We start from the raw sequence: 24,921 nt of genomic DNA, 5'->3' as shown, positions 1-24,921 counted from the left end.
GCCTTTTTTTATTTATTATAATCCAACCTTGAGTCAGGTTTCAGAAAATGATCCCTTCTTTTTTCTATTATTATAAGACATAAATTAGCTTATAGCCTCTTTATTCAGAAGACTCGGTTTCATTTTTATTTAAGATGGTTTAATTACACCATTTAAGAAAAAAACCAAAATTCTTATTATTTAATATAATTTAGCCTGTTCCTATGCTTAAATAGTTAAATAGCTTATTCTATTTAATTATAAGGTTAAAAGCTGTTTTAAAGATTATAGAAATCTATAAGTTGGGGGGAGAGTTGTTTACTTAATGTATGCAAATTGCGATCTACATGCAATAGAATTAAAGGGGTTATAGCCATTTAACACAAGTAATTTGAATAATATCTCATAGTAATAAAAAAACGCCACAGACTTCTCTGTGACGCTTCATAACTAACTATTAAATTAACTGATATAAAGACTTATTTGTTTTATCTCTTAATAAAAATATTGGTGTAATACCATTTGCCTTCAGCATTTTGTTCCGCTGAAACTTCAAAATCGGTAAAATCACCCTCTATATTAGCTCTATGCGCATCACTATTAATCCAAGCGTTTACAACCGATTGTGCGCTGCTGTAAGCATATGCTACATTCTCTGACACACGAGTGGCCTTGGCATTTTGTTCTAAACTTAATTTTCTTTGAAAGAAGTTGTCATGATTAACTCGATTAATCTCAACCATATAATCTGTATGTGAAAATGCAACTGATTTAACCACATTAAGGTTGTTTAAAGCAGAAAGACCTTTAGAAATTCTATATTGGTTAATTCGTTCTAAAATTTCAATTTCAATTTCTTTAGGTGCTGGAGCTTCAATTAAGGCAATGTTATTGATATTGTCTTCTGGAAATTCTTCAGTAGAACATGAAGAAAACGTCATCAGACCCAATAATGCCAAAAATGGCAGTACAGTAGTTGCTTTCATAAGAGGTTAATTTAGATTTGGTGTTATAAAATTAGAAGACTACCACATCTAAACTGTTAAGGAAATGTTAAAATCGATAAACTACATACACTTTATCGTTTTTTCATGTAAATCATCGATGAAATACACAATTTAAAGTACAAAAACGGTATTACATCGATATAAAAATGCATTTTATCGAAAAACTTAAGGAGTGAAATTCTATGAAATAATAAAAAACTTAAGGAGAAAGTCTACTAATTACCCAACTGTGATTCCCCTCTAATTTATATTGTATTCTATCATGTAATCGATTGGCCCTTCCTTGCCAAAATTCAAATTCAACAGGTTTTACAATATATCCTCCCCAATTGTTAGGTCTAGGGATTTCTTTACCTTCAAATGATGCCTCTAACGATTTTAATTTAGTCTCCAAAATCGCTCTATTAGCTATTGGTTCACTTTGATTTGAAGCGAGAGCTCCTAATTGACTACCTCTAGGTCTAGATTCAAAATAGCCGTCACTTAAGTTTTCTTCGATTTTTTCCGCGTTACCTTTAATAATAATTTGGCGTTCTGCTCCATTCCAGAAAAAGGAAAGACATACTTTTGGATTTACCTTAATGGCCCTACCTTTTTCGCTATTATAATTAGTATAAAAAATAAAACCTTCAAAAGTGAATTTTTTCAGTAGCACTACCCTACTTTTTGGATACCCGTCTGCACCAATTGTTGCAATGTTCATAGCATTAGACTCGATCTCGGGAAAAAAATGATCGATTTCATGAAACCATTTTTGAAATAATTCCATAGGGTTTTCAGGAACGTTTTTTTTCAAAAGCTCTCCTTTTTCATATGATTTTCTATAATTGCTTAAGTCTGTATCCATTACACTATTTTAAAGGGTTTTGCTTGGTTTTAATTTTTATAACCAATCAATTTCATATAAATTTAATACTTATTTGGGTTTATGAATTCTACTTTGAAAAAAAGTTTTACAAAGAAAAGTTCAAATCTTGATTTAACTTGGAGAAAGCATTAGAAAAGGATTAAACTAGAATAATGATTTAATGAAATTTAATTAAAACTCGAACAACTTACCATCTTCAGCCAATTCTACATTATCGAAAATTGTTTGTGCTTCTGTTCTAAAGCATTCTAAATCGTTATAACGGGTTGAATAGTGACCAAGTATTAATGTGCCTATTTCTGCCCTTTTTGCAATCTCAGCGGCTTGTATTGCAGTACTGTGCTTAGTAGGCTCTGCTAAATGTTTGTGTTGCTCTAAAAACGTAGATTCATGATACAAAACATCTACGCCTTTTATAATTGGCACTATGGTTTCATTATAAGCTGTATCGCTACAAAAAGCATAGCTTTTAGGTTTTCGCCCTGGTTTAGTTACGGAGTGGTTTTCAACTAGTTCTCCTTTATTGTCAACAATATCAAAACCTTGTTTGAGTTTTCTGTAATAAGCAACATCAATATCCCTATTCAAAATAGCGTTCATGTCCAATTTACGGTCCCTATCTTTTTCTTTAAACATAAAACCATTGGTATAAACACGATGATCTAATGGAATAGTATAAACTTCAACTTTATCATCTTCAAAAATCAATTCTGAAGTATTGGAGTCTAATTCATGAAAAATCAATTTATAATTAGTCCATGAATCTGCCAATTTCATTTGTAGTGTAATAACTTCTTTTAGTCCTTTAGGGCAATAAATATGTAAATCTGCTTCTCGGGTTAGTAACCTAAAGGTTGATATGAGACCCACAAGACCAAAATAATGGTCACCATGCATATGTGAAATAAATATGTGCTTTATTCGAACAAATTTTATTTTATGACGCCGTAGTTCAACTTGAGTGCCTTCACCACAATCAATTAAAAACATATGGTTTCTAATTTCCAAAACCTGTGCCGTAGGATTTGTATTGGTACGTGGGGTAGCACTGTGGCAACCTAAAATACTTAATTTCATGTGTTTAAGTTGTGATTTAAATAATCATCAACTGAATACTTTCGCTTAAATGTAAACGCAAATGGTGTTTCGCCATGAGTATTAACATATTCTAATCGGTGTTTAGCCTCTTCAAGAGTTGGGATATGATCTTGTTTCACATACCAACATACCATATGCATACTGTCTATTTTCGAAAACCATTCTTTTCGTCTTGCAAAAATCTCAACATGATCAGACTTATATGTAAAGTTGAACAAATCATCTATACTTTTCCATACCGACATATTAATTACAAGGGAATTGTCTCCAAATACAGTTTCAGCCACGGTGTCATCATCATCGCTTTCTAAGCGCCAAACAAAACCCAGACTAGATTCGGCTAAAGTATTAATACGATCTAAATTGTTAACAAAATCGGCCATTATGGGATCCTCCATAGGCGCCAAGGTTTTAGCAATATTTACTTGAGCTAAATGATACATCAAAACCCTAAATCACGTTCCATTTCTTCCATTTCAATAATGTCATAGGCTTCTTGCATGGTAGGTACCACAACTATTTCATCTGGCATTTCGTCAAGATTGACTTGATCAGTAACAATAACAAATGAATGTTTGCTTTTACGATGGGTATTTGAAATTTGTAAAAATTCCACAATTTGCTCTACAGGAATTTTATTCAAACTTGTTAAGCAAACAATGACGTTATCATTTTTAAAACGTTCATAAAGTACTTCGAGTTTTTTTACGAGTTCTACAATCGAAGATTTCTCTTGTGTAATAATGGTTGTTGTTCCGTCTGTATCAAAAATCATAATACTTAATGTTTAATTTTAGAAGCTAATAAATATATAACTGCCATCCTAATAGCCACACCGTTTTGAACTTGTTCCAAAATTATAGCTTGTTTAGAATCGGCCACATCACTCGTGATTTCCACACCACGATTTATAGGTCCTGGGTGCATTATGGTAATTTCTTTATCTAAAGAATCTAGCAAGGCTTTAGAAACTCCATACTGCTGTGTATATTCTCTGGTTGAAGGGAAATAACTAATTTCCATACGTTCATTTTGTACGCGCAACATATTTGCTACATCACACCAATTCAATGCTTTACGTAAACTTGTTTCAACTTTTACTCCAAGTTTATCAATGTACTTAGGTATCAAGGTTTTTGGTCCACAGACCATCACATTTGCACCCTGTAATTGCAAAGCAAAAATATTGGAAAGCGCCACTCTACTATGAAGAATGTCACCTACAATTACTACATTTTTTCCTTTTACACTTCCCAAACGCTCACGAATTGAATAAGTATCCAAAAGGGCTTGTGTGGGATGTTCATGTGCCCCGTCACCGGCATTAATAATACTTGCGTTCACATGTTGCGAAAGAAACATGCCTGCACCAGCGTTAGGATGGCGCATAACTACCATATCCACCTTCATGGACAGGATATTGTTAACCGTATCTATAAGTGTTTCTCCTTTTTTAACTGAAGATTGTGATGCCGAAAAGTTAATAACATCGGCCGATAATCGTTTTTCGGCTAATTCAAAAGATAGCTTTGTTCGTGTAGAATTCTCAAAAAATAAATTTGCAATGGTAATATCTCTTAGCGATGGTACTTTTTTAATCGGACGATTGATGACTTCTTTAAAATGATCTGCCGTTTCGAAAATAAGTTGAATATCTTTTTGATTAAGATATTTGATTCCTAGTAAGTGATTGACACTTAATTCGCTCATAGATTTATTTGTTAATTAAATATACCACATCTTCACCTCCATGCTCTTTCCAATTCACCTTCACTTTTTCCTCATTGATGGCATCTACTTGTCTGCCTCTATAATTTGGTTGTATTGGTAAATGCCTGCTAAATCGTCTATCAATTAAGGTGAGAAGCTCTATTTCGTTTGGACGCCCAAAGGATTGAATGGCCGTAAGAGCCGCTCTAATACTTCTTCCTGTATAAAGAACATCGTCAATAAACACGATGTTTTTATCTTCAACTAGAAAGTCAATTTCTGTGGTATTGGCTTCCAAAGGTTTATCTCCTCTTCTAAAATCATCTCTAAAAAAAGTGATGTCCAATTGCCCAAGTTTTACACTTTTGATTTTATAGTCTTCACGCAACATTTGGGCTAAACGCTTAGCCAAATATGTTCCTCTTGGCTGTATTCCAATAAGAACAGTGTTTTCAAAATTATTATGATTTTCAATAAGTTGACAAGCCAATCGATGAAGAATGATGTTTACCTCTTTAGAATTAAGCAACACTTTTTGACTCATAAGGTTTCCAAACGTATTTGGTTGACAAAGTTAAGCTAAAAAATTAGGGTTTGCAATGGTTTTATATATCAATAAAAAAAGCCTCTCAAAAATAAGAGGCTCCGATATATTTACTATATTATTATCTCTTTACAAACTTCAAAGCATTTTGGCTTACTCCATTTGAAAGTACTAATACATAAAGTCCTTGTTTTATAAGTGAGATATTTATTTGTGATAAAGGTTCATCATGTTCATCACTCGTAATTAATTTCCCTGTCAAATTATATATTTGAAAGAATTTATACGTATTGTTATTCATGATTTTAAGCTCACTCTCACGAACCAATAGTGAAAATTTTGAATAGTTATTTTCATCAATTGCTAGAGTGCCATCAAACTCACTAGTCATTTCTATTGTGGTATTATTAAATAACGTTTGCAAAGCTGTTCCTGTTAATCCGCTTGGCTTGTAAACACGTAAATAAAACTCATCTCCATCATTTATATTAGATGTAATTTCATAACTAAAACTTCCACCAGGAGGTGTTATTGGAGGAGCTCCAGCAATAACATTATAAGATCCGCAAAATACCTCCTCTAAATTATTCGTATCGCCATTAGGCGCCCTTAAAATTTGATAATTAACTGTAGTAACTACAGCTACAGAAGTCTCCATAGAGAGAATTATCTTATTATCTCCTGTTGATATAGTATTAAAATAAAAGGCATCATCGGTTTCAGATCCACAATTAGGAGCTCCAATTGTTGATGCTGTTGAAGTTGCAACATCAGATGCTAAAACCGGGTTATTATCTACACATAAAATAGCAGTATTTAGTTCATCTCCATCTTGAGCAAAAATGAACATGGTAAAACTAATAAAAGAAAGTAAAAAAGTAATTTTTTTCATAATTTAAGATTTAGGGTTAATAAAAAAACTAATTATATCTTGTGAGGCAGGTTAGTTTTTATAATTCAAGAACTCTGATCGAATTATGAAAATATTATTCTTTAAGTTTTATGCCATTTAATGTTAATTATTTAATCATAATATAACATACCTAAATATATTTAATTCATTGCTTTATAATATATATTTTTTAATGTATTACCCCAACTTTATTCAGCTAAAATCTATAAAATACATTATTTTTTAACATTTTATAAGGGCCTCAATTCCAAAATCTTATAAATTAACATGACGAAAGAAACTAATATATTTGAAAAAAAAAGCCTTCAAAAAATTGAAGGCTTTTTCTATGAATATTAAAAAAGATTACTTTTTAGCTTTCTTTTCCATTTTATCTTTAAGTGCTTGTAACTGATCGTTAGCATCACCTAAAGTTGGTTTTGCTTCTGCAGCTTGCGCTTCTGCTTTTGCAGCAGCAGCTTTTACATTAGCTATTTCCTCTTCTTTAAAGATCGCTGTATGAGATGCAACTACACGTTTAAATTCTTTATTGAATTCAATAATTTTAAACTCTGCAGAATCTCCTTTTTTAAGTTTCTTACCATCTTCTTTTTCTAAATGACGTGCAGGTACGAAAGCAACGATATCTTCGTTAAACTCAATAGTTGCACCTTTATCTACCAATTCAGAAATTTCAGCGGTGTGAACAGTTCCTAATGCAAATTCAGTTTCGTATTTGTCCCAAGGATTATCTGTAGTTTGTTTGTGACCTAAACTTAATTTACGTCCTTCTACATCTAATTCTAAAACTACAACGTCTAAATTGTCACCTACATTACAGAACTCACTTGGATGCTTTATTTTCTTAGTCCAAGATAAATCAGAGATATAAATTAATCCGTCAATACCTTCTTCCAATTCAACAAATACACCAAAGTTTGTAAAGTTTCGTACAATACCTGTGTGGTTTGATCCAACTGGGTATTTAGTAGTAATGTCAGTCCATGGATCTGGAGTTAATTGCTTAATACCAAGAGACATTTTACGATCTTCTCTATCTAATGTTAAGATAACAGCTTCGATTTCATCTCCAACGTTAACAAAATCTTGAGCTGAACGTAAATGCGTTGACCAAGACATTTCACTTACGTGAACTAATCCTTCAACACCATCAACTACTTCAATAAATGCACCGTAATCTGCAATAACAACTACTTTGCCTTTTACTTTGTCACCAACTTTAACATCGTCAGCTAAAGCTTCCCAAGGATGCTTGCTTAATTGCTTCAATCCTAATTGGATTCTTGATTTATCTTCATCAAAATCAAGGATTACAACGTTTAATTTTTGGTCTAATTCTACAATTTCATTTGGATGGTTGATACGAGACCAAGACAAGTCTGTGATATGAATTAATCCATCAACACCACCTAAATCAATAAAGACACCGTAAGAAGTTATGTTTTTAACAACACCTTCTAATACTTGACCTTTTTCTAATTGACCAATGATTTCTTTTTTCTGTTCTTCAATATCAGCCTCAATAAGTGCTTTATGAGACACTACAATGTTTTTGAACTCATGGTTGATTTTCACAACTTTAAATTCCATTGTTTTGTTTACATACTGATCGTAATCTCTAATTGGTTTTACATCAATTTGAGAACCTGGTAAGAACGCTTCAATTCCAAAAACGTCAACGATCATACCACCTTTAGTTCTGCATTTTACAAAACCGTTTACAATTTCACCTGTATCATGTGCATTGTTTACACGATCCCATGCTTTGATAACACGAGCTTTACGGTGAGATAACACCAATTGCCCTGTAGCATCTTCACGTACATCAATTAATACTTCTACTTTGTCACCAACTTTTAAATTTGGGTTGTAACGAAACTCATTAAGTGAAACTACACCTTCAGATTTTGCATTGATGTCGATAATAGCATCACGATCTGTAATATGAATAACTTCACCTTCAACAACTTCGTCATCTAAAGTGTCCACAAAATTTTCGGATACTAATTTTTCAAACTCTTTTAATTGTTTGTCATCCACTTGGTCAATTCCTTCTTCGTAATTGTGCCAGTTGAATTCTTTTAAGAATTTGTCAGGGTTTGCTTGAGCTGCAGATACTTCTGTAGCTTCAACAGTTTCTACTGTTTCGTTAGTTTCAACAGCTTCTACTGTTTCTACTGCTTCAGTTGCTTCAACTTCAGCTTGTTTTGCTTTTTCAGCCATATGCTGATAATTAATTTGTATTCTGTTTGTCTAGGAAAATTTTACACGAATAACAGACAGAAGTGTTATTTTTAGTTTTCTATTGATCCTTTTATCTTTCCTATGCTTCGCTAAAAGGAGTGCAAAAATACAATTTAATTAATACAAAACAAAAAAAAGTTAAACATCCTAACTCTTTGACAATGAGTAAAATTAATTGTTGAAAAGTACTGTTTGAAAGTCTTTACATTTTTATAGGAAATAGATATATTTACTTCATAACCCAAAAAAAAGAAAATACCATGGTTAAGGCTAAATATCAAAGTGTACTAGATTTAGGACAAGAATTAAACATTCAAAATGGTGATGTCCAAGAAGAAAATGGCATTTTGAAAATAAAAGGAACTGCTAAAACGCAATATGAAAAAAATATCCTTTGGGATAAAATTAAAACTATTGGCGGTGATAGCCCAAAAGATATTAAAGCAGATATTAAAGTTGAGGATGAGTCTGTTTATCACAGGCACACCGTAAAATCTGGTGAAACTTTAGGAAAAATTGCAAAGCATTATTATGGAGACGCCATGAAGTATCACAAAATTTTTCAAGCTAACAGTGATATTCTTAAAAACCCAGATTTAATTTATCCTGATCAGGAACTTATCATACCAAATTTGTAATACATATTGCAACAGAAAAGCGACATTAAGTCGCTTTTTTATTTTTCATATCTATAGCAGCCTTTGCCAACTTAAATACAGTTTGAAATTGCTGCTCTAAACTCAAATTAGAATTATCAATCTCAATTGCGTCATGTGCCTTTATTAAAGGAGAGTCTTCCCTTGTGGAATCTAAATAATCTCTAGACTTTACATTTTCCAAAACATCATCATAGTTTATATCTTCACCTTTGTTTAAAAGCTCCTTGTAACGACGCTCTGCCCTAGTGTCTGGTGAGGCTGTCATAAAAACCTTTAATTCAGCATCTGGAAAGACTACAGTGCCAATATCACGACCATCCATTACCACACCTTTATTCTTTCCTAATTGTTGCTGCTGTTTGACTAATTGCTGTCGTACCTCTGAAACTGCGGCGATCTGACTTACAAATTGAGAAACTTCAAGGGATCTAACGGTGTTTTCAACATTTGCTCCGTTTAAATACACTTCTGCGTATCCTAATGCTTCATTAAATTGAAACGAAACTTCTACTTTGTCAAGTAGACTAATCAATTCATTCTTATTGAAGTGATGCTCTGAAATTAAATTATTCTGCATAGAAAATAAAGTGACAGCTCTATACATGGCACCAGTATCAACATATACATATCCTAATGCCTTGGCTAATTGTTTAGCAACCGTACTTTTACCGGTTGAAGAGTAACCATCAATGGCTATGGTAATTTTATTCATTCTATTGTAAATCTAACTGTAGGCCAAAAAAACCGGCATTTGAAGCACTTGAGTACCTGGCATGGGTATAACTAAAGCGCATTTTATTTAATTTTAATCCTATTCCCACTGATAATCCTGAAAAATTACGTTGTTCTAAAATTCTTAATTCTTCTGACCGTCTAAAGTTAAAACCTAATCTTACATTAAAGCCTTTTTCTGGAAATAATTCTGCCCCAATGATTGTGTGTCGAAATATTTCATTTACAAATCCCACTTTTTCCTGTGTTTGGTTGCCATTTAAATCAGTTGTAGCTCTTGCGGGGTTTGATACCCCAATTGGCCATTTTTGTAAATTCTCAAATGTTAAATGCCAGCGAATAGGAACGTTTTCTAAAGTTTGTGACAGTCCCACATTGACCTCTAAAGGTAATTTTTCATTAGTTCCTGCATAGGTTACAAATTGCGCTCCTAAATTTCTAACTGTTAAAGCTGCTTGAAATCCTGATCGACCATCAATATATGTCAGACCTAAATCTAAGGCACCTCCAATGGAATTATATTGCTCCAATTTTGATGTAATGAGCTTTACATTAAAGCCACCATAAAAATCTGATCTCCCTAATTGTTTAGCATATCCTACAGATAGTGCGGCTTCATTACCAGTAAATGATCCTGTTGAATTACCGTCGAGATCATAGCCATCAAAACTTCCATAATTAATATAAGTCATTCCAATATGAAAGGTTTGCACTCTTCTATCCCAAGTGTAAGCATACGCTGCCGTGCCATAACTTATCCCACCAAGATAGCTGGAATAATTCAATGCCAACTGATTGTCCATTTCAACATTAATAGAAGCAGGGTTGTACAGTCCAGCTGTAACGTCGTAGTCGTAATTTGTGACTACCTTTCCTCCTAACGCAGCCTGTCGCGGTGAAGACACTAAATTCAAAAATTGATATGTGGATTCACCACCTAATTGCGCAAAAGCCAATGTAGTTAATGTCAAACAAATAATGGTGGCAATCCTCTTTAGCATAAGTTTGCAAAGTAAATAAATCTATCTTAAAACGAGGGTATCGGTGTTTTATTTTTGACGCACCAAAAAACCCCAACTAGCTGTTGGGGTTTATTTTTATAATTTCTTGGCGTTTTTAACCTTTTGATTGGTTAATGCCAATTTTAAAACATCACTCATATCGGTCACGTAATGAAACTTTAGCCCTTTTAGATATTCGGGTTTAATTTCCTCAATATCTCGTTTGTTTTCTTCGCAAAGCAAAATTTCCTTTATTCTAGCACGTTTGGCGGCTAAAATCTTTTCTTTTATTCCACCAACGGGCAATACTTTACCTCGAAGTGTGATCTCACCAGTCATTGCTAAACTATTTTTCACCTTTCTTTGCGTGAATAGAGAAACCAATGAAGTTAACATTGTTACACCTGCACTTGGTCCGTCTTTTGGAGTGGCACCTTCTGGCACATGAATATGAACGTTATATTTCTCAAAAACTTCTGATGCAATACCAAATTCGTCAGCATTGGCCTTGATATATTCCATAGCAATTGTTGCCGATTCTTTCATTACCTTACCTAAATTACCGGTAACTGAAAGGTTTCCTTTACCTTTAGATAAAATAGATTCAATAAATAGAATATCGCCCCCAACCTTTGTCCAAGCCAACCCAGTAACAACTCCTGCCACATTATTATTTTCGTATTTATCACGTTCCAATTTAGGTGAGCCTAATACTTCAATAACATCATCATTTGTGACTTTGAGATTATAGGATTCTTCCATGGCTATATTCTTGGCTGCATGACGCACCATTTTAGCAATTTGTTTCTCTAATCCTCTAACACCAGATTCACGTGTATATCCTTCAACAATCTTTTCGAGCTGTGGTTTTGCGATTTTTAAATGCTTTGGCTCTAAACCATGCTCTTTCAACTGCTTTGGCAATAGATGACGTTTAGCAATTTCTACCTTTTCCTCAATAGTATAACCTGTTACATTAATAATCTCCATTCGGTCTCTCAATGCAGGCTGAATTGTATTCAAGCTATTAGAAGTTGCTATAAACATCACTTTTGAGAGATCAAATCCCATTTCTAGGAAGTTATCATAAAATTCATTGTTTTGTTCAGGATCCAAAACTTCCAACATGGCTGATGACGGATCACCTTGATGAGAATTAGATAATTTATCTATTTCATCTAACACAAAAACTGGATTAGAAGTCCCTGCCTTTTTTAAACTTTGTAGAATCCTACCCGGCATTGCCCCAATATAGGTTTTACGATGTCCCCTAATCTCAGCTTCATCACGTAAACCACCTAAAGACATGCGCACGTACTCGCGACCCAAAGCCTCTGCAATAGATTTTCCTAGCGACGTTTTACCAACGCCTGGAGGTCCATAAAAACAGAGTATTGGAGACTTCATATCATTTCGAAGCTTTAGAACTGCTAAATATTCAATAATTCGACGCTTCACATCCTCTAAACCATAATGATCACGATCTAATATACGCATGGCTCGCTTAAGGTCGAATTTATCCTTGCTGTATTCGTTCCAAGGTAAGTCTAAAAACAAATCGAGATAGTTGCGCTGTATCGAATATTCTGCAACTTGAGGGTTCATGCGTTGAAGTTTTGCAATTTCTTTATTAAAATGATCTTCAACTTTATCATCCCACAATTTTTCTTCAGCACGCGCTTTCATTTCTTCTATTTCCTCATCATAAGAAACACCACCAAGTTCTTCTTGAATAGTTTTCATCTGCTGGTGCAAGAAATATTCGCGCTGTTGCTGACTCATATCACTTTGCACTTTCGATTGAATGTCGTTTTTGAGTTCTAATTTCTGAAACTCAACATTCATATACTTTAAAGTTGCAAGAGCGCGCTCTTTTAAATCATTTATCTCAAGTAGTTTTTGTTTTTCTTCAACAGAAAGATTCATATTAGATGAAACGAAATTCACCAAAAACGAACTACTTTCAATGTTTTTAATCGCAAACGAAGCTTCTGTAGGGATATTTGGGCTGTCCTTAATTATTTGAAGCGCCAAATCTTTAATGGAGTCAATAATAGCCGAAAACTCTTGATTATCTATCGCTGGTTTAACTTCACCAATATCATTTACTGTCGCCATAATATAAGGCGATTCAGCGATTACTTTATTAATCTCGAATCGCTTTTTACCCTGAATAATAATTGTGGTATTCCCATCTGGCATTTTTAATACCTTCAGAATTCGAGCTACAGTACCTGTTGTAAATATGTCCTTACCACTTGGATCTTCAATGTTTTCGTCTTTTTGAGATACAACGCCAATGACTTTACTTCCTTTATTAGCATCATTAATCAGTCTTATTGACTTATCACGGCCAGCAGTAATAGGAATTACTACTCCTGGAAACAAAACGGTATTACGAAGTGGTAAAATAGGTAACGACTCGGGTAGTAATTCATTATTGATTTCTGCTTCATCTTCGGGTGTCATTAAAGGGATGAGCTCTGAATTTTCATCAAATTCCTGCAATGACAAACTGTCAAAACTTATAAAATTAGATTTTGCCATAAACTTATTTAGGTCATTCTGTCATTAAAACTACAGAATTATTTATCATTTATAAATTAATATTAAACATTTATTATTGATTACCAGTTGCTTACAGAATCAATAAAGTTGTTTACTTTTATGTAATTTCAATAGTTATGCCATTAATAAAGTCACAACTAAAAACTTTTTTTAGCCAAAGTGTAACAATTTATAAAGTTAGCCATCTTTATACTAAAGCATTTGTTTTTTGACACTAACCAATCAAAATATCGAGCAGTTAATCGCGCTTTGTAAACTTGGGAACCAACAAGCACAGCTTGAGGTTTACAACAGGTATTACCATGCCATGTATAATACGGCTTTTAGAATTGTAAAAGACAGTTTTGAAGCAGAAGATATCATGCAAGATTCGTTTTTGACAGCGTTTACAAAGCTTGATAGTTTAAAAGAGGTTTCAACTTTTGGTTCTTGGTTAAAACGAATTGTAATAAATAACAGCATCTACCATTACAAGAAAAAAGGTAGATATAATGAAGTTCCTTTAGATAATGTTGTGTACAAAGTTGAAGACGATTCTGATACAGAAGCCAATTATGAATTCACCTATGTGAAAGCGGCACAAATAATGGAGACTATGAAATCATTAAAGGAAAATTATCAGCTTGGTCTTACATTACATTTAATTGAAGGTTATGATTATGATGAAATCTGTGATATAATGAACATTTCTTATGCCAATTGTAGAACTATGATTTCTAGAGCCAAAGATAGTTTAAGACAAAAATTAATGCCATCAGCACAATTATAATATGATGAATAAAGATAATTTAAATACCATTTTTGAAAACTTAAGAAATGAGTTCGATGTTGAACATCCTAATGATGGACATCAGGATCGTTTCCTTAACAAATTAACAGGACAACAAACTAAAGTTGTTGTATTAAAAACTTCACAGAAGAATTATTGGAAACCATTTATAGCTGTAGCTGCATCTTTAGTATTGTGTTTCAGCCTAATTACGGTTTTACAGCAACAACCAGAAGCTAAAGATTTAGCAAGCATTTCACCTGAACTGTCAAATACCCAAGATTTTTTTAACACCACAATAGCCACAGAATTGGCAGCATTAAACAACGAACGTACACCAGAAACTGAAGCTATTATCAATGATGCCCTAAAGCAAATTAAACATTTGGAAAAGGCCTATGAATCTTTAAAAGTAGACCTCACTAAAAGCGGTGATGATAAACGTGTGATTTATGCCATGATTTCCAATTTTCAAAGTAGAATAGATCTATTAAATAACGTATTAATACAAATTGAAGAAGTTAAACAATTAAACCAAAACAACGATGAACACAAAATTACTATATAAATTAATTTTACTATTACTTCTGGTTCCTGCCATAACATTGGCCAGTAATTGGAAAGGTAAACACACAAAAGAAAAAACTATAAAAAAGGAGTATAATGTAAGCGCCAATGCTACTTTGAAAGTTGACAATAGTTATGGCAACATTAACGTCACCACTTGGAATGAGAACAGAATAGTTATCGAGGTTAAAATTAAAACCAATGGTAACGATGAAGAGAAAGTTCAAAGCAAGTTAAACGATATCGATGTTAAGTTTACTGCAACAGGACAGCTGGTTTTAGCCGAAACTGTTTTTTCAAAGGGCAAAGGTAGTTCCTGGTGGAATTGGGGCAAAAACAACAACGTTCATATGGAAATCAATTACATTATTAAAATGCCAATAACCAACAACGTCAATCTAAATAATGATTATGGGAGTATTGATCTTGACAAATTAGAAGGTAAAGCTACAATCAACTGCGATTACGGTAAAATAACTACCAAATCCTTAATGGCCGACGGTAACCTTATTAATTTTGATTACACCAACAACAGCTACTTCGAGTATATAAAGAGCGGAAAAATCAATGCAGATTATAGTGGTTATACCGTTGGTAAAGCAAAAAATCTTCAAATAAATGCAGATTACACAAAATCTGTTATTGAAATAGCCGAAGATGTAAGCTACAATTGTGATTACGGCTCAATACATATAGAAAAAGCGAATAATGTTACAGGAAACGGTGACTATTTAACTACCCGAATAGGAGATATTTATAAAGACGTAAGTATAAAAGCTGATTATGGCTCAATTGAAATCAAACAAATGACAGCTAATGCGGGCAACCTAAAAATTGATGCTGATTATGCGGGCATCACCGTAGGATTTAATTCAGGATACAATTTTAAGTTCAATGTCGATTTAACACATGCGTCTTTAAGAGATCACGAATCTTTAGAAATTAGCAAGAAAAATATACAATCTTCTGAAAAACAGTATTCAGGCTCATACGGAAATTCAAATAGCTCGAATCAAGTTCTTATAAAATCAAGCTATGGTAATGTTTCACTTAAAAAAATAAATTAATTCATCAATCAAAACTCAATTATTATGAAAACAACCATTTTATCAATTGCAGCATTATTATTTATCACTACGGGCTATGCCCAGTTTTGGGAAAAAGGGGAAAAAGTTAAAGGCAACGGTAAAGTAACTACCGTGACTCGAACAACTAGCGACTACGATGGTATAAATTGTGCAGGATCTTTCGACTATATTTTAGTGGCAGGCAATGAAGGAAACATTACTATTGAAGGCGAAGAAAACCTTTTAAAACATATAGTTACCGAAGTAAAAGACAACAAATTGTATGTGAAGAATGAAAAAAATTATAATCTAATACCTAGTGGTGATCGCAAAATAAAAATAACAATTCCGTTTAAGGATATTAGCAGTGTATCATTAGCTGGAGATGGCGATTTAACTAATAAAGACAAAATTGTTGCAAACGACTTAAAAGTTTCACTTGCTGGATCAGGAGATATCAATCTAGACATTGAAGTCTCTTCAGTAAAAGCTAGTATTGCGGGTTCTGGTGATTTAACACTTAAAGGAAGTGCCAACGATCTCGATGCCAATGTAGCTGGTTCAGGAGATTTTCACGGATTCAATCTACAAGCTAATAACACCGATGTTTCTATTGCTGGCTCTGGAGACGCAGAGGTCGTTAGTAATGAAAGTTTAAAAGCAAGGGTTGCTGGGTCTGGAGATATTAAATATAAAGGTAATCCCAAAACTGAAGACACCAAAGTTGCTGGATCAGGAAGTATAAGCAACTAATATAAAGTAATCACCTATTTTAAAAGCCGCTTTTAATTTGAAAGTGGCTTTTTCATTTAAGCGTGTTTACCTCTAGGAACTTTAAATAATAGAATGATTCCTATCAGAAAGAAAATAAACAGAAAAAGTATGGCATTTCGCATACTGCCAGTAATTTGATCAATCGTCCCATAAATAGCCATCCCAATTACAATTCCAATTTTTTCAGCAACATCAAAAAAACTAAAATAAGATGTTGTGTCTTTGGTTTCTGGTAAAAATTTAGAATAGGTTGATCTTGACAAGGCCTGAATGCCACCCATCACCAAACCTACAAAAGCTGCGGTAATATAAAACTGAATGGGGGTTTCAACAAAATAGCCATAAAAACACAAGCTCATCCAAATAAAATTAATAACGATTAAGGTTTGAATGTTTCCAAATCTTGCAGACGCCCTAGAGGTTAACATTGCGCCAAAAACAGCCACAATTTGAATCACTAAAATACTTACAATCAAACCCATTGTTTTTTCACTTTCTCCTCCCCAACTAATTTCTTGTTCTCCAAAATAAGTAGCCACTAGCATAATTGTTTGAACTGCCATACTATAAACGAAAAAGGCTCGCAAATAGCGTTTTAATCTTAAATTATGAGTTAAACCTTTCCAAACCATTTTTAACTCCTTAAATCCATTAAAAATAACCGCTTTAGTAACTTTATGTCCATTTGAAACACCTTTAGGTAAGACCATAAAAGTATATTGACTGAAAATAATCCACCATAGCCCAACGGTTATAAACGACGAACGCATCGCCAAAATTGAAGCCGCGTCTTTATCAGCTTCTGTGGTACCAATATCAAATCCAAACCATTCGGGTTTCATCACCATAGCAAGATTTAAAAGTAAAAGTGTGACGCTACCAATATATCCCATACTAAAGCCTTTGGCACTAATTTTATCCTGTTGGTCTTCATGTGCTATGTCAGGCAAGTAAGAATTATAAAACACTAAACTCCCCCAATAGCCAATTAAACCAAAGAAATAAAACAACAAACTCCAGTAGATATATTCTAAACTAAACCAATACAATCCTATACAACCAAGTCCACCGATATAACAGAAAAACTTCATGAACACCTTTTTATTTCCTACATAATCGGCAATACCAGATAATAGCGGTGAAATAAACGCGACTACTAAAAAAGTGAAGGCGGTTACAAACGAAATTAAAGCTGTGTTCTTAATATCAAAACCAAAAGCATGTACTTGATTGTCGTCAAAAAAGTTTAGTGTGCCGTAAAAAATTGGAAATATAGTTGAGGCTATAGTTAAGGTATATACAGAATTCGCCCAATCATAAAATGCCCATGCGTTGAGCAGTTTTTTACTTCCTTTTTGTAATGGTTCCATAAAAAAAAGCTGCTCTTTTATGAGCAGCTTCTAAAGTAAACAAATTAATTTAAATTTTAATATTTTCCCAGTGGCCTAAACGAGGTAATGCCAAATTTTGCTGCTTCAGCTTTAGCTTGAGGCGTCCACTTTTGCAAGTTACTTATACGTGTATCACTTGATGGATGTGTGCTTAAAAATTCAGGCGGTGCTTGTCCCCCACTATTAGCCTTCATACGTTTCCAAAGTTCTGGAGCTTCTTCTGGGTTGTATCCAGCTATTGCCATTAAGGTCAACCCTATTTCATCAGCTTGTGTTTCATGACTTCTGCTAAATGGCAAGGTTCCTAAAACTGTTGATCCCACACCATAGGCCTGCATCCAAGCTTCTTGAGCTTCTGAATTTTTTCCACTGGTGGCAACACCAACACCTACAGCGCCTAGTTGCTGTAACATACCCGTACTCATACGTTGTTGCCCGTGATTGGCAAGCGCATGAGCAACTTCATGCCCCATTATAGCAGCAATTGCGGTTTCATTTTCAGCGATTGGTAATATACCTGTATAAAATACGATTTTACCTCCTGGCATGCACCAAGCATTAACCGTTTCGTCATCAACCAAGTTATATTCCCATTTATAATCTTTTAAATAACCCTGATAGCCATTGGCATTTAGCCAGCGCTCAGCTGCAGTTGCAATGCGCTGCCCTACTCGAGTAATCATTTCGGCATTTGCACCACTTTTTACAACCTTATGTTCTTTTAAAAATGCATCATATTGCGCAAAAGCGGTTGGAAATAGTTGATCATTAGAAATTAATGCTAATGTTTTGTTTCCGGTAAAAGGATTTGTTTTACAAGAAAGCAACAAAATCATTACGCCAAAAGTTATAATTATATTCTTGAAATTCATGTTTTTAAATTTAAGGTTTATGGTTATAAATTTACAAAATTCATTCCAAACTGATTTACAACATTCATTCCAATAATTATATGATTAACATCAAATTAATAAGTAATATTTTCTACTAACCTATTAAATGAAGGTGAGTGAAATTTTTATCAATACTGATAGAATTTGAACCATTTACTTTTAAATTCTTCAACGGAATATTTACATTATCTATTTGAATTTTATTGATTTTAAACGGAAGTCCATGAAAAACAAAATTGAAGTCTTCGTACCCCGTTGAATACTTTCCTTCTTTATGTTGTTGAATAATGACCTCATTTGGTTTTCCTGAAAATTTAAAAGTCCTCAAACTGTAGCGCCCTTTAGTATAATCATAACCATCATGGGCATCATCAAATAAGGTTGAATCTTCTTTTCCTTGTTTGTAATAGACATCCAAAGTAACTTGATCAATCTGCTTTTCATCAACATATTGTTGCACAGGATATTTAGGAATTATGGCACCTTCTTTTACAAAAATTGGCATACTATCTATATCTGCATCGACCCACATTTCTTTTCCTCCTTTTATCACTTCGTTGGTCCAGAAATTATACCAATTCCCTCTTGGCACATACATCCGTCTACCTTTTGCATTTGGCTCCAAAACTGGACATACTAAAATTTGATCTCCATAAATAAACTCATCAGTTCTGTAATGTGTGTGGACGTCGTCCTGATCAAATAATACAAGTGATTTCAAAATTGGTCTACCCTCGTCAACATGATGCCAAAATGCAGTATACAAATAAGGAAGTAATTGATACCTTAACTCAATGAATTTTCTAACAATATCGGTTACGTCTTCATCAAAAGCCCAAGGTTCTTGATTTCCATGGTCTCCAGAAGAATGGACTCTACAAAATGGGTGAAATACACCCAGCTGAATCCATCGAGTAAACAATTCGCCTTGTGGTTGCTCGGCAAAACCTCCAATATCACTTCCAGAAAACGAATATCCTGACATGGCTAAACGTTGTGTTTGAATATTGGCAATCCATAAATGTTCCCAAGTCGCAACATTGTCACCAGTCCATGTTGAGGTATAACGTTGGGTACCTGAATAGGCCGATCGCGTAATTACAAAAGGACGTTTAGGGTATATGAATTTTTTCAAGCCTTGGTATGTTGCCCTAGCCATTTGCATACCATATATATTATGAGCTTTTCTATGACTGCAAGGATTTCCATCATAATCATGTCTTACGTCATCTGGAAACGTTTTGTTAGGAACTTCCATCACGGCAGGCTCATTCATATCGTTCCAGACGCCTCTTACACCTATTTCTTCAATGAGCTCACGATATAATCCAGACCACCAGTCTCTTACTTCAGGGTTGGTGAAATCTGGGAAATAACATTCACCTGGCCAAACTTTACCTTTCATATAAGGCCCATCGGCTCGTTTACAGAAATAGTCATTTTCCAAAGCTTCTTGAAACACCGAATACTCCTTATCTATTTTAATGCCTGGGTCGATAATGGCCACGGTTTTGAAACCATCATCTGCCAGTTCCTTAACCATACGCTTTGGATCTGGGAAATACTCCTTATTCCAAGTAAAACATCTAAACCCATCCATGTAATCAATATCTAAATAGATGGCGTCACATGGAATTTGAAGCTTTCTAAATGTAGAGGTGATTTCTTTGACTTTAGACTCTGGGTAATAACTCCATTTACATTGATGAAATCCTAATGCCCAAAGTGGCGGAAGTTGATGTGGTTTCCCTGTTAAATCTGTATAACTTTCTACAACATCGCTTAATTGAGGGCCATAAATAAAGTAATAATTCATTTCACCCCCATGAGCCCAAAAACTCGTAACATTTCTGCGTTCGTGGGCGAAATCAAAAAAGGTTCTAAAAGAATTATCAAAAAAGATCCCATAGGCCTTCTTATTACATAAGGCTGTATAAAACGGTATCGCTTTATAAATTGGATCAGTATCCTTCCCATAGGCATACGAATCAGTAACCCAATTCTCATACCGCTTTCCCTTTAAGTTTAAATGTACAGGTTTATCGCCTAAACCATAATAACTCTCTCCATCTTGAGATATTTTACTCATTTTCACAATATTACCGCCATATTGATAGCTCTCTTCCCAATGAAAACCGGCTTCCTCTTGATTAATTAGCACATTATCTATCGCATCATAAAGTGATACTTCTAGATTTTCTTTAGAAATCTTACAAATAAGTTTAGATGTAGTAACTATATACGTGTCTTCGTCTTCTTCAATAACCAACTTATTATATCCCGAACTAGCATATTTGGTAATTGCGTACGAGAAGTCTTTCTCGAAATTTCCTGTAGTGGTATATCGAAATCGTAAAACGCTATCTCTTACAACTGTAAGTTGTAAAACAACATCATTATCTGTGGTAAAATATAAGCGATCAACATCTTTCTTGAAGTTGACTATTTTTGATGGAAATAAATTTCCTTTTTGTTCTAATTCTGTATTGGTAATCATACAATTAATTTATATAGTAGCAAAAAAAGGCATAAGTTAACACATATAAAACAATAGTTTATACTACTTATTAACTATAACGTTTTCGATATTTTATTTTGAATACTTAAAAGCCACCATTCCTAATGGAGGTATGTTTACTTCTATGGAATGGTCTCTAAAATGATGGGCTTGAGCTTCAGAAGCCGATGCTTTATTCTTATAAACGCCACTTCCAAAATATTTTTTGAGGTCGCTATTAAATATTTCTTTTACTGTTCCTTTTCGTGGCAATCCAATACGGTAAGTTTCTTTTGGTATTGGTGTCATGTTGCAGGCAATAATAACATCATCTTTGGCGTCATTACCATGCCTCATATACACTAAAACAGAATTTTTAGCATCGTTATAATCGATCCATTCAAAGCCTTCTGCAGAAAATTGTTTTTGATGAAGTGCCGGTTCCTTTTTATATAATTTATTTAAATCTTTTATTAAGGCTTGAACACCTTTATGTGGATCATATTGTAGTAAATACCAATCTAAACTCTCTTGAAAATTCCATTCTCCACTTTGCCCAAATTCTGATCCCTGAAATAATAAATTAGTTCCTGGATGCGTAAACATATAACTATAAAGCAAGCGTAAGTTGGCAAATCGTTGCCATTCATCTCCTGGCATACGCCCTAAAATAGAATGTTTCCCATATACTACTTCATCATGACTTAAGGGCAGCATAAAGTTTTCGGTAAAGGCATAAGTCATTGAAAAGGTTAAATCATTTTGATGAAAACGTCTATATATAGGCTCCTTTGCAAAATATTGAAGTGTGTCATGCATCCATCCCATCATCCATTTCATACCGAAACCTAATCCTCCTAAAAACGTGGGCTTAGACACCATTGGAAATGCAGTTGATTCTTCGGCAATGGTTTGAACATCTGGAAAATTACTATAAACAGCCTCGTTCATTTCACGCATAAAAGCAATGGCTTCTAAATTTTCTCTTCCTCCATACATATTGGGCTCCCATTCCCCATCACTTCTAGAATAATCCAAAAACAACATAGAGGCCACAGCATCTACCCGAAGTCCATCGGCATGATATTGATCTAACCAATAAATGGCATTGCTTATTAGAAATGATTTTACTTCATTACGTCCATAATTAAAAATTAGGCTTTTCCAATCTGGGTGGTATCCTCTACGTTTATCTGGATGTTCATATAATGCCGAACCATCAAAAAATCCTAATCCATGAGCATCTTCAGGAAAATGAGAAGGTACCCAATCTAAAATAATCCCTATGTCATTTTGATGGAGTTTATCTACCAAGAGTTTAAAGTCTTCAGGATGTCCGAACCTTGAAGTAGGCGCAAAATAGCCGGTTAATTGATAGCCCCAACTTGGATCATACGGAAATTCCATCACTGGCATCAATTCCACATGTGTAAAATTCATCTCCTTTACATAGTTCACTAACTCGTCGGCCAATTCAACATAGGTTAAAAAACGATTGTCTTCAACCTGCTTTTTCCAAGAGCCTAAATGAACTTCATACACTGAAAATGGTGCATCTAAAGCATTATTTTTTTTGCGTTTGCTCATCCATTTTTGGTCCTGCCATATGTAAGCCTCATCCCATACAATTGAAGCCGTTTTTGGTGGATGTTCACAGCGACGGGCGTAAGGATCTGCCTTTTCAGTTTTAATATCGTTATGGTGACTTTGGATTTTATATTTATATGTGGCACCTTTAGCTACACCTGGAATAAATCCTTCCCAAATACCACTTTGATCCCAGCGCACGTTAAGCTTGTGCTCACCTTCTATCCAATAATTAAAGTCTCCAATGACCGAAACCATTTTAGCACTTGGGGCCCAAACTGCAAAATAAGTACCTTCTACGCCATCAACTGTTGTAAGATGGGATCCAAATTTTTCGTAAAGTCTATAATGTTTTCCTCCTTTAAAAAGTGATATGTCAAAGTCGGTAAACCGACTGTAAGGTATAACGTCTGCCATAAATTAATTGTTAATAATATTTGATATTCCTTTTAAAGGAATGACTGCCCATCTTGGGCGCGAATTGAGTTCATAACCCAATTCATATACTGCTTTTTCTAACAATGAATACTTAAGAAGAAATATTCGTTCTTGATTATATCCTATGTTAAGATTAGCGTTTTGAATTTCAACAATATAGGTTCCTAAAAATACCCCAATTAAATATTGATATAAAATTTCACCAGCTTCAAAAAGTTCCTCCTGTGAATGCTTATATTTATCTAAATTATTGAAAATAGTGGCATAAATTGCATAATGAAATGAACGAAACATTCCGGCAACATCTTTAAGCGGTGGTTGCTTCACTTTCCTATCTCGAATCGTGCTTTCTGGCTCGCCTTCAAAATCCAAAATATAAAAATCATTGTCTTTAACCAATACCTGGCCTAAATGATAATCACCGTGTACCCTTATACGTTCTCCTTTTAATTTAGTCCAATCGAAATTTACAAAACGTTTCCTAATTTCATTTTTCTTATCCAAAAATTCATTAGCTAACTCTAAAGCCAAGCCATCTAATTTATGTAAGCTGTTTTCAATAATATTTAATCTATTTTGAAATTGATACAACAGCCTATTTTTAAGCCAAACTGTATAATCTCCATTAAAATGTGTAGGAGTAAAAGCAGTATCTTCAAACTCACTCCCTAGAGCAATATGCATCTCTGCTGTTCGCTTGGCGAGAGTTTGAATTTTCAAAAACAAATTAAGGCCTGCCCAATCAATGATTTGCGGAGGTACATCTCTAATATCTAAACGTTCAAAGTCTTTGGTTCTTGGTAGATATTGTACATTAATGTGCTTATATTCCAAATTTGAAAACACCTTATGAAGTTCAGTAAGCATGTATTCCCAGGCATCACCATCATTAGGCACCAATTCTTGCATGAGTCCAATAGTAATATTAGTTCCATCCTGGTCTTTTATTTGAATACTTCCTAAATATGCCGGTGTGTTTTTAAAATCCTTACGTTCTGACAAAAATCGACTCATTTCATAATCTGGATTTCTATCGGCATAGATTCTTCTGAAAAATTTCAATACATACTTATCGTTGTAAACTATTGAGGTATTACTTTGTTCCATCCCCATGAAACGTGAAGATTCGTACTTACAATTATCAAACAACAAGCTTTTATGGTAACGCACACGCGTTTTATCTTTAGGAATAGCGGTTAAAATACGCTCAAAAACCACTTTTCTAAAGGATTCGAGATTAATAGCATCTATAATAAACCCTTCTTGATTTTGAATACTTATTGGAAGAATACGATCATCGGGAGCAAAACTTTCATCTGAGACAAAAGCAATTGGTAAAAAATAATGTTGATAGAAGGCTTCAATGAAATTAACTTCTAAAATTAGACCATAATATACTTCGTCATGTTGTTGTATTCTGAAATATTCGGCAAGTTCAATATACTTCAACTTACTAGATTTACCCCCGTACCACCTTTGCTTAGTAATATAATTTTCTAATACATCAGATAAAAAGACCTTGACAAATGCTTTGTTATCCAACAATTCTTCCCACTTATCGTCAAAATTAAATGGTGCTTTCATGGTGGATGGGTTGGTCCCTTTTTTTGACATT

General features: G+C 33.9%; 22 protein-coding genes. 5 read left to right on the top strand and 17 right to left on the bottom strand.

What is annotated here, in order from left to right:
* Positions 1-467 precede the first annotated feature (467 nt).
* From ACFO5O_RS06060 to rpsA, 9 genes are all read right to left on the bottom strand, one after another.
* Positions 468-965, bottom strand: coding sequence for a CAP domain-containing protein (locus ACFO5O_RS06060; RefSeq protein WP_387961893.1), 498 nt, complete (start codon positions 963-965; stop codon positions 468-470).
* 220 nt (positions 966-1,185) lie between these two features.
* The gene (gene pdxH, locus ACFO5O_RS06055; protein WP_387961891.1) at positions 1,186-1,833 is read right to left on the bottom strand and encodes a pyridoxamine 5'-phosphate oxidase; all 648 of its coding nucleotides are present in this window, start codon (positions 1,831-1,833) and stop codon (positions 1,186-1,188) included.
* Positions 1,834-2,025: 192 nt separating this feature from the next.
* A complete protein-coding gene (locus ACFO5O_RS06050) occupies positions 2,026-2,931 on the bottom strand; it encodes a ribonuclease Z (RefSeq protein ID WP_387961889.1) in 906 nt (301 codons plus the stop codon).
* On the bottom strand, positions 2,928-3,395 hold the full coding sequence (locus tag ACFO5O_RS06045) for a DUF3291 domain-containing protein (RefSeq protein ID WP_387961915.1): 468 nt from the start codon (positions 3,393-3,395) through the stop codon (positions 2,928-2,930). The genes ACFO5O_RS06050 and ACFO5O_RS06045 overlap by 4 nt, the downstream gene beginning before the upstream one ends.
* A complete protein-coding gene (locus ACFO5O_RS06040; protein WP_387961887.1) occupies positions 3,395-3,727 on the bottom strand; it encodes a ribonuclease Z in 333 nt (110 codons plus the stop codon). Before ACFO5O_RS06040 ends, ACFO5O_RS06045 begins: the two co-directional genes overlap by 1 nt.
* A gap of 5 nt (positions 3,728-3,732) precedes the next feature.
* Positions 3,733-4,662 (bottom strand): aspartate carbamoyltransferase catalytic subunit, encoded by a 930-nt coding sequence (locus tag ACFO5O_RS06035; RefSeq protein ID WP_387961885.1) that lies wholly within the window; start codon positions 4,660-4,662, stop codon positions 3,733-3,735.
* Positions 4,663-4,666: 4 nt separating this feature from the next.
* Positions 4,667-5,206, bottom strand: coding sequence for a bifunctional pyr operon transcriptional regulator/uracil phosphoribosyltransferase PyrR (gene pyrR / locus ACFO5O_RS06030; protein WP_387961883.1), 540 nt, complete (start codon positions 5,204-5,206; stop codon positions 4,667-4,669).
* A 121-nt stretch (positions 5,207-5,327) separates the two neighbouring features.
* Positions 5,328-6,098 (bottom strand): T9SS type A sorting domain-containing protein, encoded by a 771-nt coding sequence (locus ACFO5O_RS06025; RefSeq protein WP_387961881.1) that lies wholly within the window; start codon positions 6,096-6,098, stop codon positions 5,328-5,330.
* 366 nt (positions 6,099-6,464) lie between these two features.
* Positions 6,465-8,342, bottom strand: coding sequence for a 30S ribosomal protein S1 (rpsA, locus tag ACFO5O_RS06020; protein ID WP_387961879.1), 1,878 nt, complete (start codon positions 8,340-8,342; stop codon positions 6,465-6,467).
* Between the two features lie 281 nt (positions 8,343-8,623).
* Here rpsA and ACFO5O_RS06015 point away from each other — a divergent pair, with 281 nt between their 5' ends.
* Positions 8,624-9,001 (top strand): LysM peptidoglycan-binding domain-containing protein, encoded by a 378-nt coding sequence (locus ACFO5O_RS06015; RefSeq protein ID WP_387961877.1) that lies wholly within the window; start codon positions 8,624-8,626, stop codon positions 8,999-9,001.
* 25 nt (positions 9,002-9,026) lie between these two features.
* Here the strand turns inward: ACFO5O_RS06015 and cmk are convergent, their stop codons facing one another.
* The 3 genes from cmk to lon form a co-directional block, all read right to left on the bottom strand.
* Entirely contained in the window at positions 9,027-9,734 is a 708-nt protein-coding gene (cmk, locus tag ACFO5O_RS06010) for a (d)CMP kinase (protein WP_387961876.1), read from the bottom strand.
* Position 9,735: 1 nt separating this feature from the next.
* On the bottom strand, positions 9,736-10,755 hold the full coding sequence (gene porQ, locus ACFO5O_RS06005) for a type IX secretion system protein PorQ (protein ID WP_387961874.1): 1,020 nt from the start codon (positions 10,753-10,755) through the stop codon (positions 9,736-9,738).
* Positions 10,756-10,851: 96 nt separating this feature from the next.
* A complete protein-coding gene (lon, locus tag ACFO5O_RS06000; RefSeq protein WP_387961872.1) occupies positions 10,852-13,302 on the bottom strand; it encodes an endopeptidase La in 2,451 nt (816 codons plus the stop codon).
* A gap of 229 nt (positions 13,303-13,531) precedes the next feature.
* Here lon and ACFO5O_RS05995 point away from each other — a divergent pair, with 229 nt between their 5' ends.
* Genes ACFO5O_RS05995 through ACFO5O_RS05980 form a run of 4 tightly spaced genes read left to right on the top strand, consistent with a single transcriptional unit; the run spans position 13,532 to position 16,479 of the window.
* A complete protein-coding gene (locus ACFO5O_RS05995; protein WP_387961870.1) occupies positions 13,532-14,092 on the top strand; it encodes an RNA polymerase sigma factor in 561 nt (186 codons plus the stop codon).
* A 1-nt stretch (position 14,093) separates the two neighbouring features.
* A complete protein-coding gene (locus ACFO5O_RS05990) occupies positions 14,094-14,660 on the top strand; it encodes a hypothetical protein (RefSeq protein WP_387961868.1) in 567 nt (188 codons plus the stop codon).
* Positions 14,638-15,726, top strand: coding sequence for a hypothetical protein (locus ACFO5O_RS05985; protein ID WP_387961867.1), 1,089 nt, complete (start codon positions 14,638-14,640; stop codon positions 15,724-15,726). Before ACFO5O_RS05990 ends, ACFO5O_RS05985 begins: the two co-directional genes overlap by 23 nt.
* Before the next feature lie 24 nt (positions 15,727-15,750).
* Entirely contained in the window at positions 15,751-16,479 is a 729-nt protein-coding gene (locus ACFO5O_RS05980; protein WP_387961865.1) for a head GIN domain-containing protein, read from the top strand.
* 56 nt (positions 16,480-16,535) lie between these two features.
* Here the strand turns inward: ACFO5O_RS05980 and ACFO5O_RS05975 are convergent, their stop codons facing one another.
* From ACFO5O_RS05975 to ACFO5O_RS05955, 5 genes are all read right to left on the bottom strand, one after another.
* Positions 16,536-17,870, bottom strand: a complete 1,335-nt coding sequence (locus tag ACFO5O_RS05975; protein WP_387961863.1) for an MFS transporter — start codon at positions 17,868-17,870, stop codon at positions 16,536-16,538.
* Between the two features lie 56 nt (positions 17,871-17,926).
* On the bottom strand, positions 17,927-18,763 hold the full coding sequence (locus ACFO5O_RS05970) for a M48 family metallopeptidase (protein WP_387961861.1): 837 nt from the start codon (positions 18,761-18,763) through the stop codon (positions 17,927-17,929).
* 115 nt (positions 18,764-18,878) lie between these two features.
* The gene (locus ACFO5O_RS05965) at positions 18,879-21,281 is read right to left on the bottom strand and encodes a glycoside hydrolase family 31 protein (protein WP_387961859.1); all 2,403 of its coding nucleotides are present in this window, start codon (positions 21,279-21,281) and stop codon (positions 18,879-18,881) included.
* Between the two features lie 93 nt (positions 21,282-21,374).
* Positions 21,375-23,285 carry a 1,4-alpha-glucan branching protein GlgB gene (gene glgB, locus ACFO5O_RS05960; RefSeq protein WP_387961857.1) on the bottom strand — a complete coding sequence of 637 codons (1,911 nt, stop codon included), beginning with the start codon at positions 23,283-23,285 and terminating at the stop codon, positions 21,375-21,377.
* Positions 23,286-23,288: 3 nt separating this feature from the next.
* Positions 23,289-24,920 (bottom strand): trehalose synthase, encoded by a 1,632-nt coding sequence (locus ACFO5O_RS05955; protein ID WP_387961855.1) that lies wholly within the window; start codon positions 24,918-24,920, stop codon positions 23,289-23,291.
* Between the last annotated feature and the right edge of the window lies 1 nt (position 24,921).

The organism is Geojedonia litorea (genome assembly GCF_042654525.1).
Taxonomy (GTDB): Bacteria; Bacteroidota; Bacteroidia; order Flavobacteriales; family Flavobacteriaceae; genus Geojedonia; species Geojedonia litorea.
Note: the sequence above shows the minus strand (reverse complement) of the source record. Positions and strands in the feature narration are given on the sequence as shown.

Bases quoted from the DNA above. Each gene is read 5' to 3' on its own strand.
- ACFO5O_RS05975 (WP_387961863.1), bottom strand. From the start codon at position 17,870: ATGGAACCATTACAAAAAGGAAGTAAAAAACTGCTCAACGCATGGGCA.
- lon (WP_387961872.1), bottom strand. From the start codon at position 13,302: ATGGCAAAATCTAATTTTATAAGTTTTGACAGTTTGTCATTGCAGGAA.
- ACFO5O_RS06040 (WP_387961887.1), bottom strand. From the start codon at position 3,727: ATGATTTTTGATACAGACGGAACAACAACCATTATTACACAAGAGAAA.
- ACFO5O_RS06035 (WP_387961885.1), bottom strand. From the start codon at position 4,662: ATGAGCGAATTAAGTGTCAATCACTTACTAGGAATCAAATATCTTAAT.
- ACFO5O_RS05970 (WP_387961861.1), bottom strand. From the start codon at position 18,763: ATGAATTTCAAGAATATAATTATAACTTTTGGCGTAATGATTTTGTTG.
- ACFO5O_RS05955 (WP_387961855.1), bottom strand. From the start codon at position 24,920: ATGTCAAAAAAAGGGACCAACCCATCCACCATGAAAGCACCATTTAAT.
- ACFO5O_RS05990 (WP_387961868.1), top strand. From the start codon at position 14,094: ATGATGAATAAAGATAATTTAAATACCATTTTTGAAAACTTAAGAAAT.
- ACFO5O_RS06050 (WP_387961889.1), bottom strand. From the start codon at position 2,931: ATGAAATTAAGTATTTTAGGTTGCCACAGTGCTACCCCACGTACCAAT.
- rpsA (WP_387961879.1), bottom strand. From the start codon at position 8,342: ATGGCTGAAAAAGCAAAACAAGCTGAAGTTGAAGCAACTGAAGCAGTA.
- ACFO5O_RS06015 (WP_387961877.1), top strand. From the start codon at position 8,624: ATGGTTAAGGCTAAATATCAAAGTGTACTAGATTTAGGACAAGAATTA.
- ACFO5O_RS05985 (WP_387961867.1), top strand. From the start codon at position 14,638: ATGAACACAAAATTACTATATAAATTAATTTTACTATTACTTCTGGTT.
- ACFO5O_RS05965 (WP_387961859.1), bottom strand. From the start codon at position 21,281: ATGATTACCAATACAGAATTAGAACAAAAAGGAAATTTATTTCCATCA.
- ACFO5O_RS06045 (WP_387961915.1), bottom strand. From the start codon at position 3,395: ATGTATCATTTAGCTCAAGTAAATATTGCTAAAACCTTGGCGCCTATG.
- ACFO5O_RS06060 (WP_387961893.1), bottom strand. From the start codon at position 965: ATGAAAGCAACTACTGTACTGCCATTTTTGGCATTATTGGGTCTGATG.
- ACFO5O_RS06025 (WP_387961881.1), bottom strand. From the start codon at position 6,098: ATGAAAAAAATTACTTTTTTACTTTCTTTTATTAGTTTTACCATGTTC.
- ACFO5O_RS05980 (WP_387961865.1), top strand. From the start codon at position 15,751: ATGAAAACAACCATTTTATCAATTGCAGCATTATTATTTATCACTACG.
- pyrR (WP_387961883.1), bottom strand. From the start codon at position 5,206: ATGAGTCAAAAAGTGTTGCTTAATTCTAAAGAGGTAAACATCATTCTT.
- glgB (WP_387961857.1), bottom strand. From the start codon at position 23,285: ATGGCAGACGTTATACCTTACAGTCGGTTTACCGACTTTGACATATCA.
- porQ (WP_387961874.1), bottom strand. From the start codon at position 10,755: ATGCTAAAGAGGATTGCCACCATTATTTGTTTGACATTAACTACATTG.
- cmk (WP_387961876.1), bottom strand. From the start codon at position 9,734: ATGAATAAAATTACCATAGCCATTGATGGTTACTCTTCAACCGGTAAA.
- pdxH (WP_387961891.1), bottom strand. From the start codon at position 1,833: ATGGATACAGACTTAAGCAATTATAGAAAATCATATGAAAAAGGAGAG.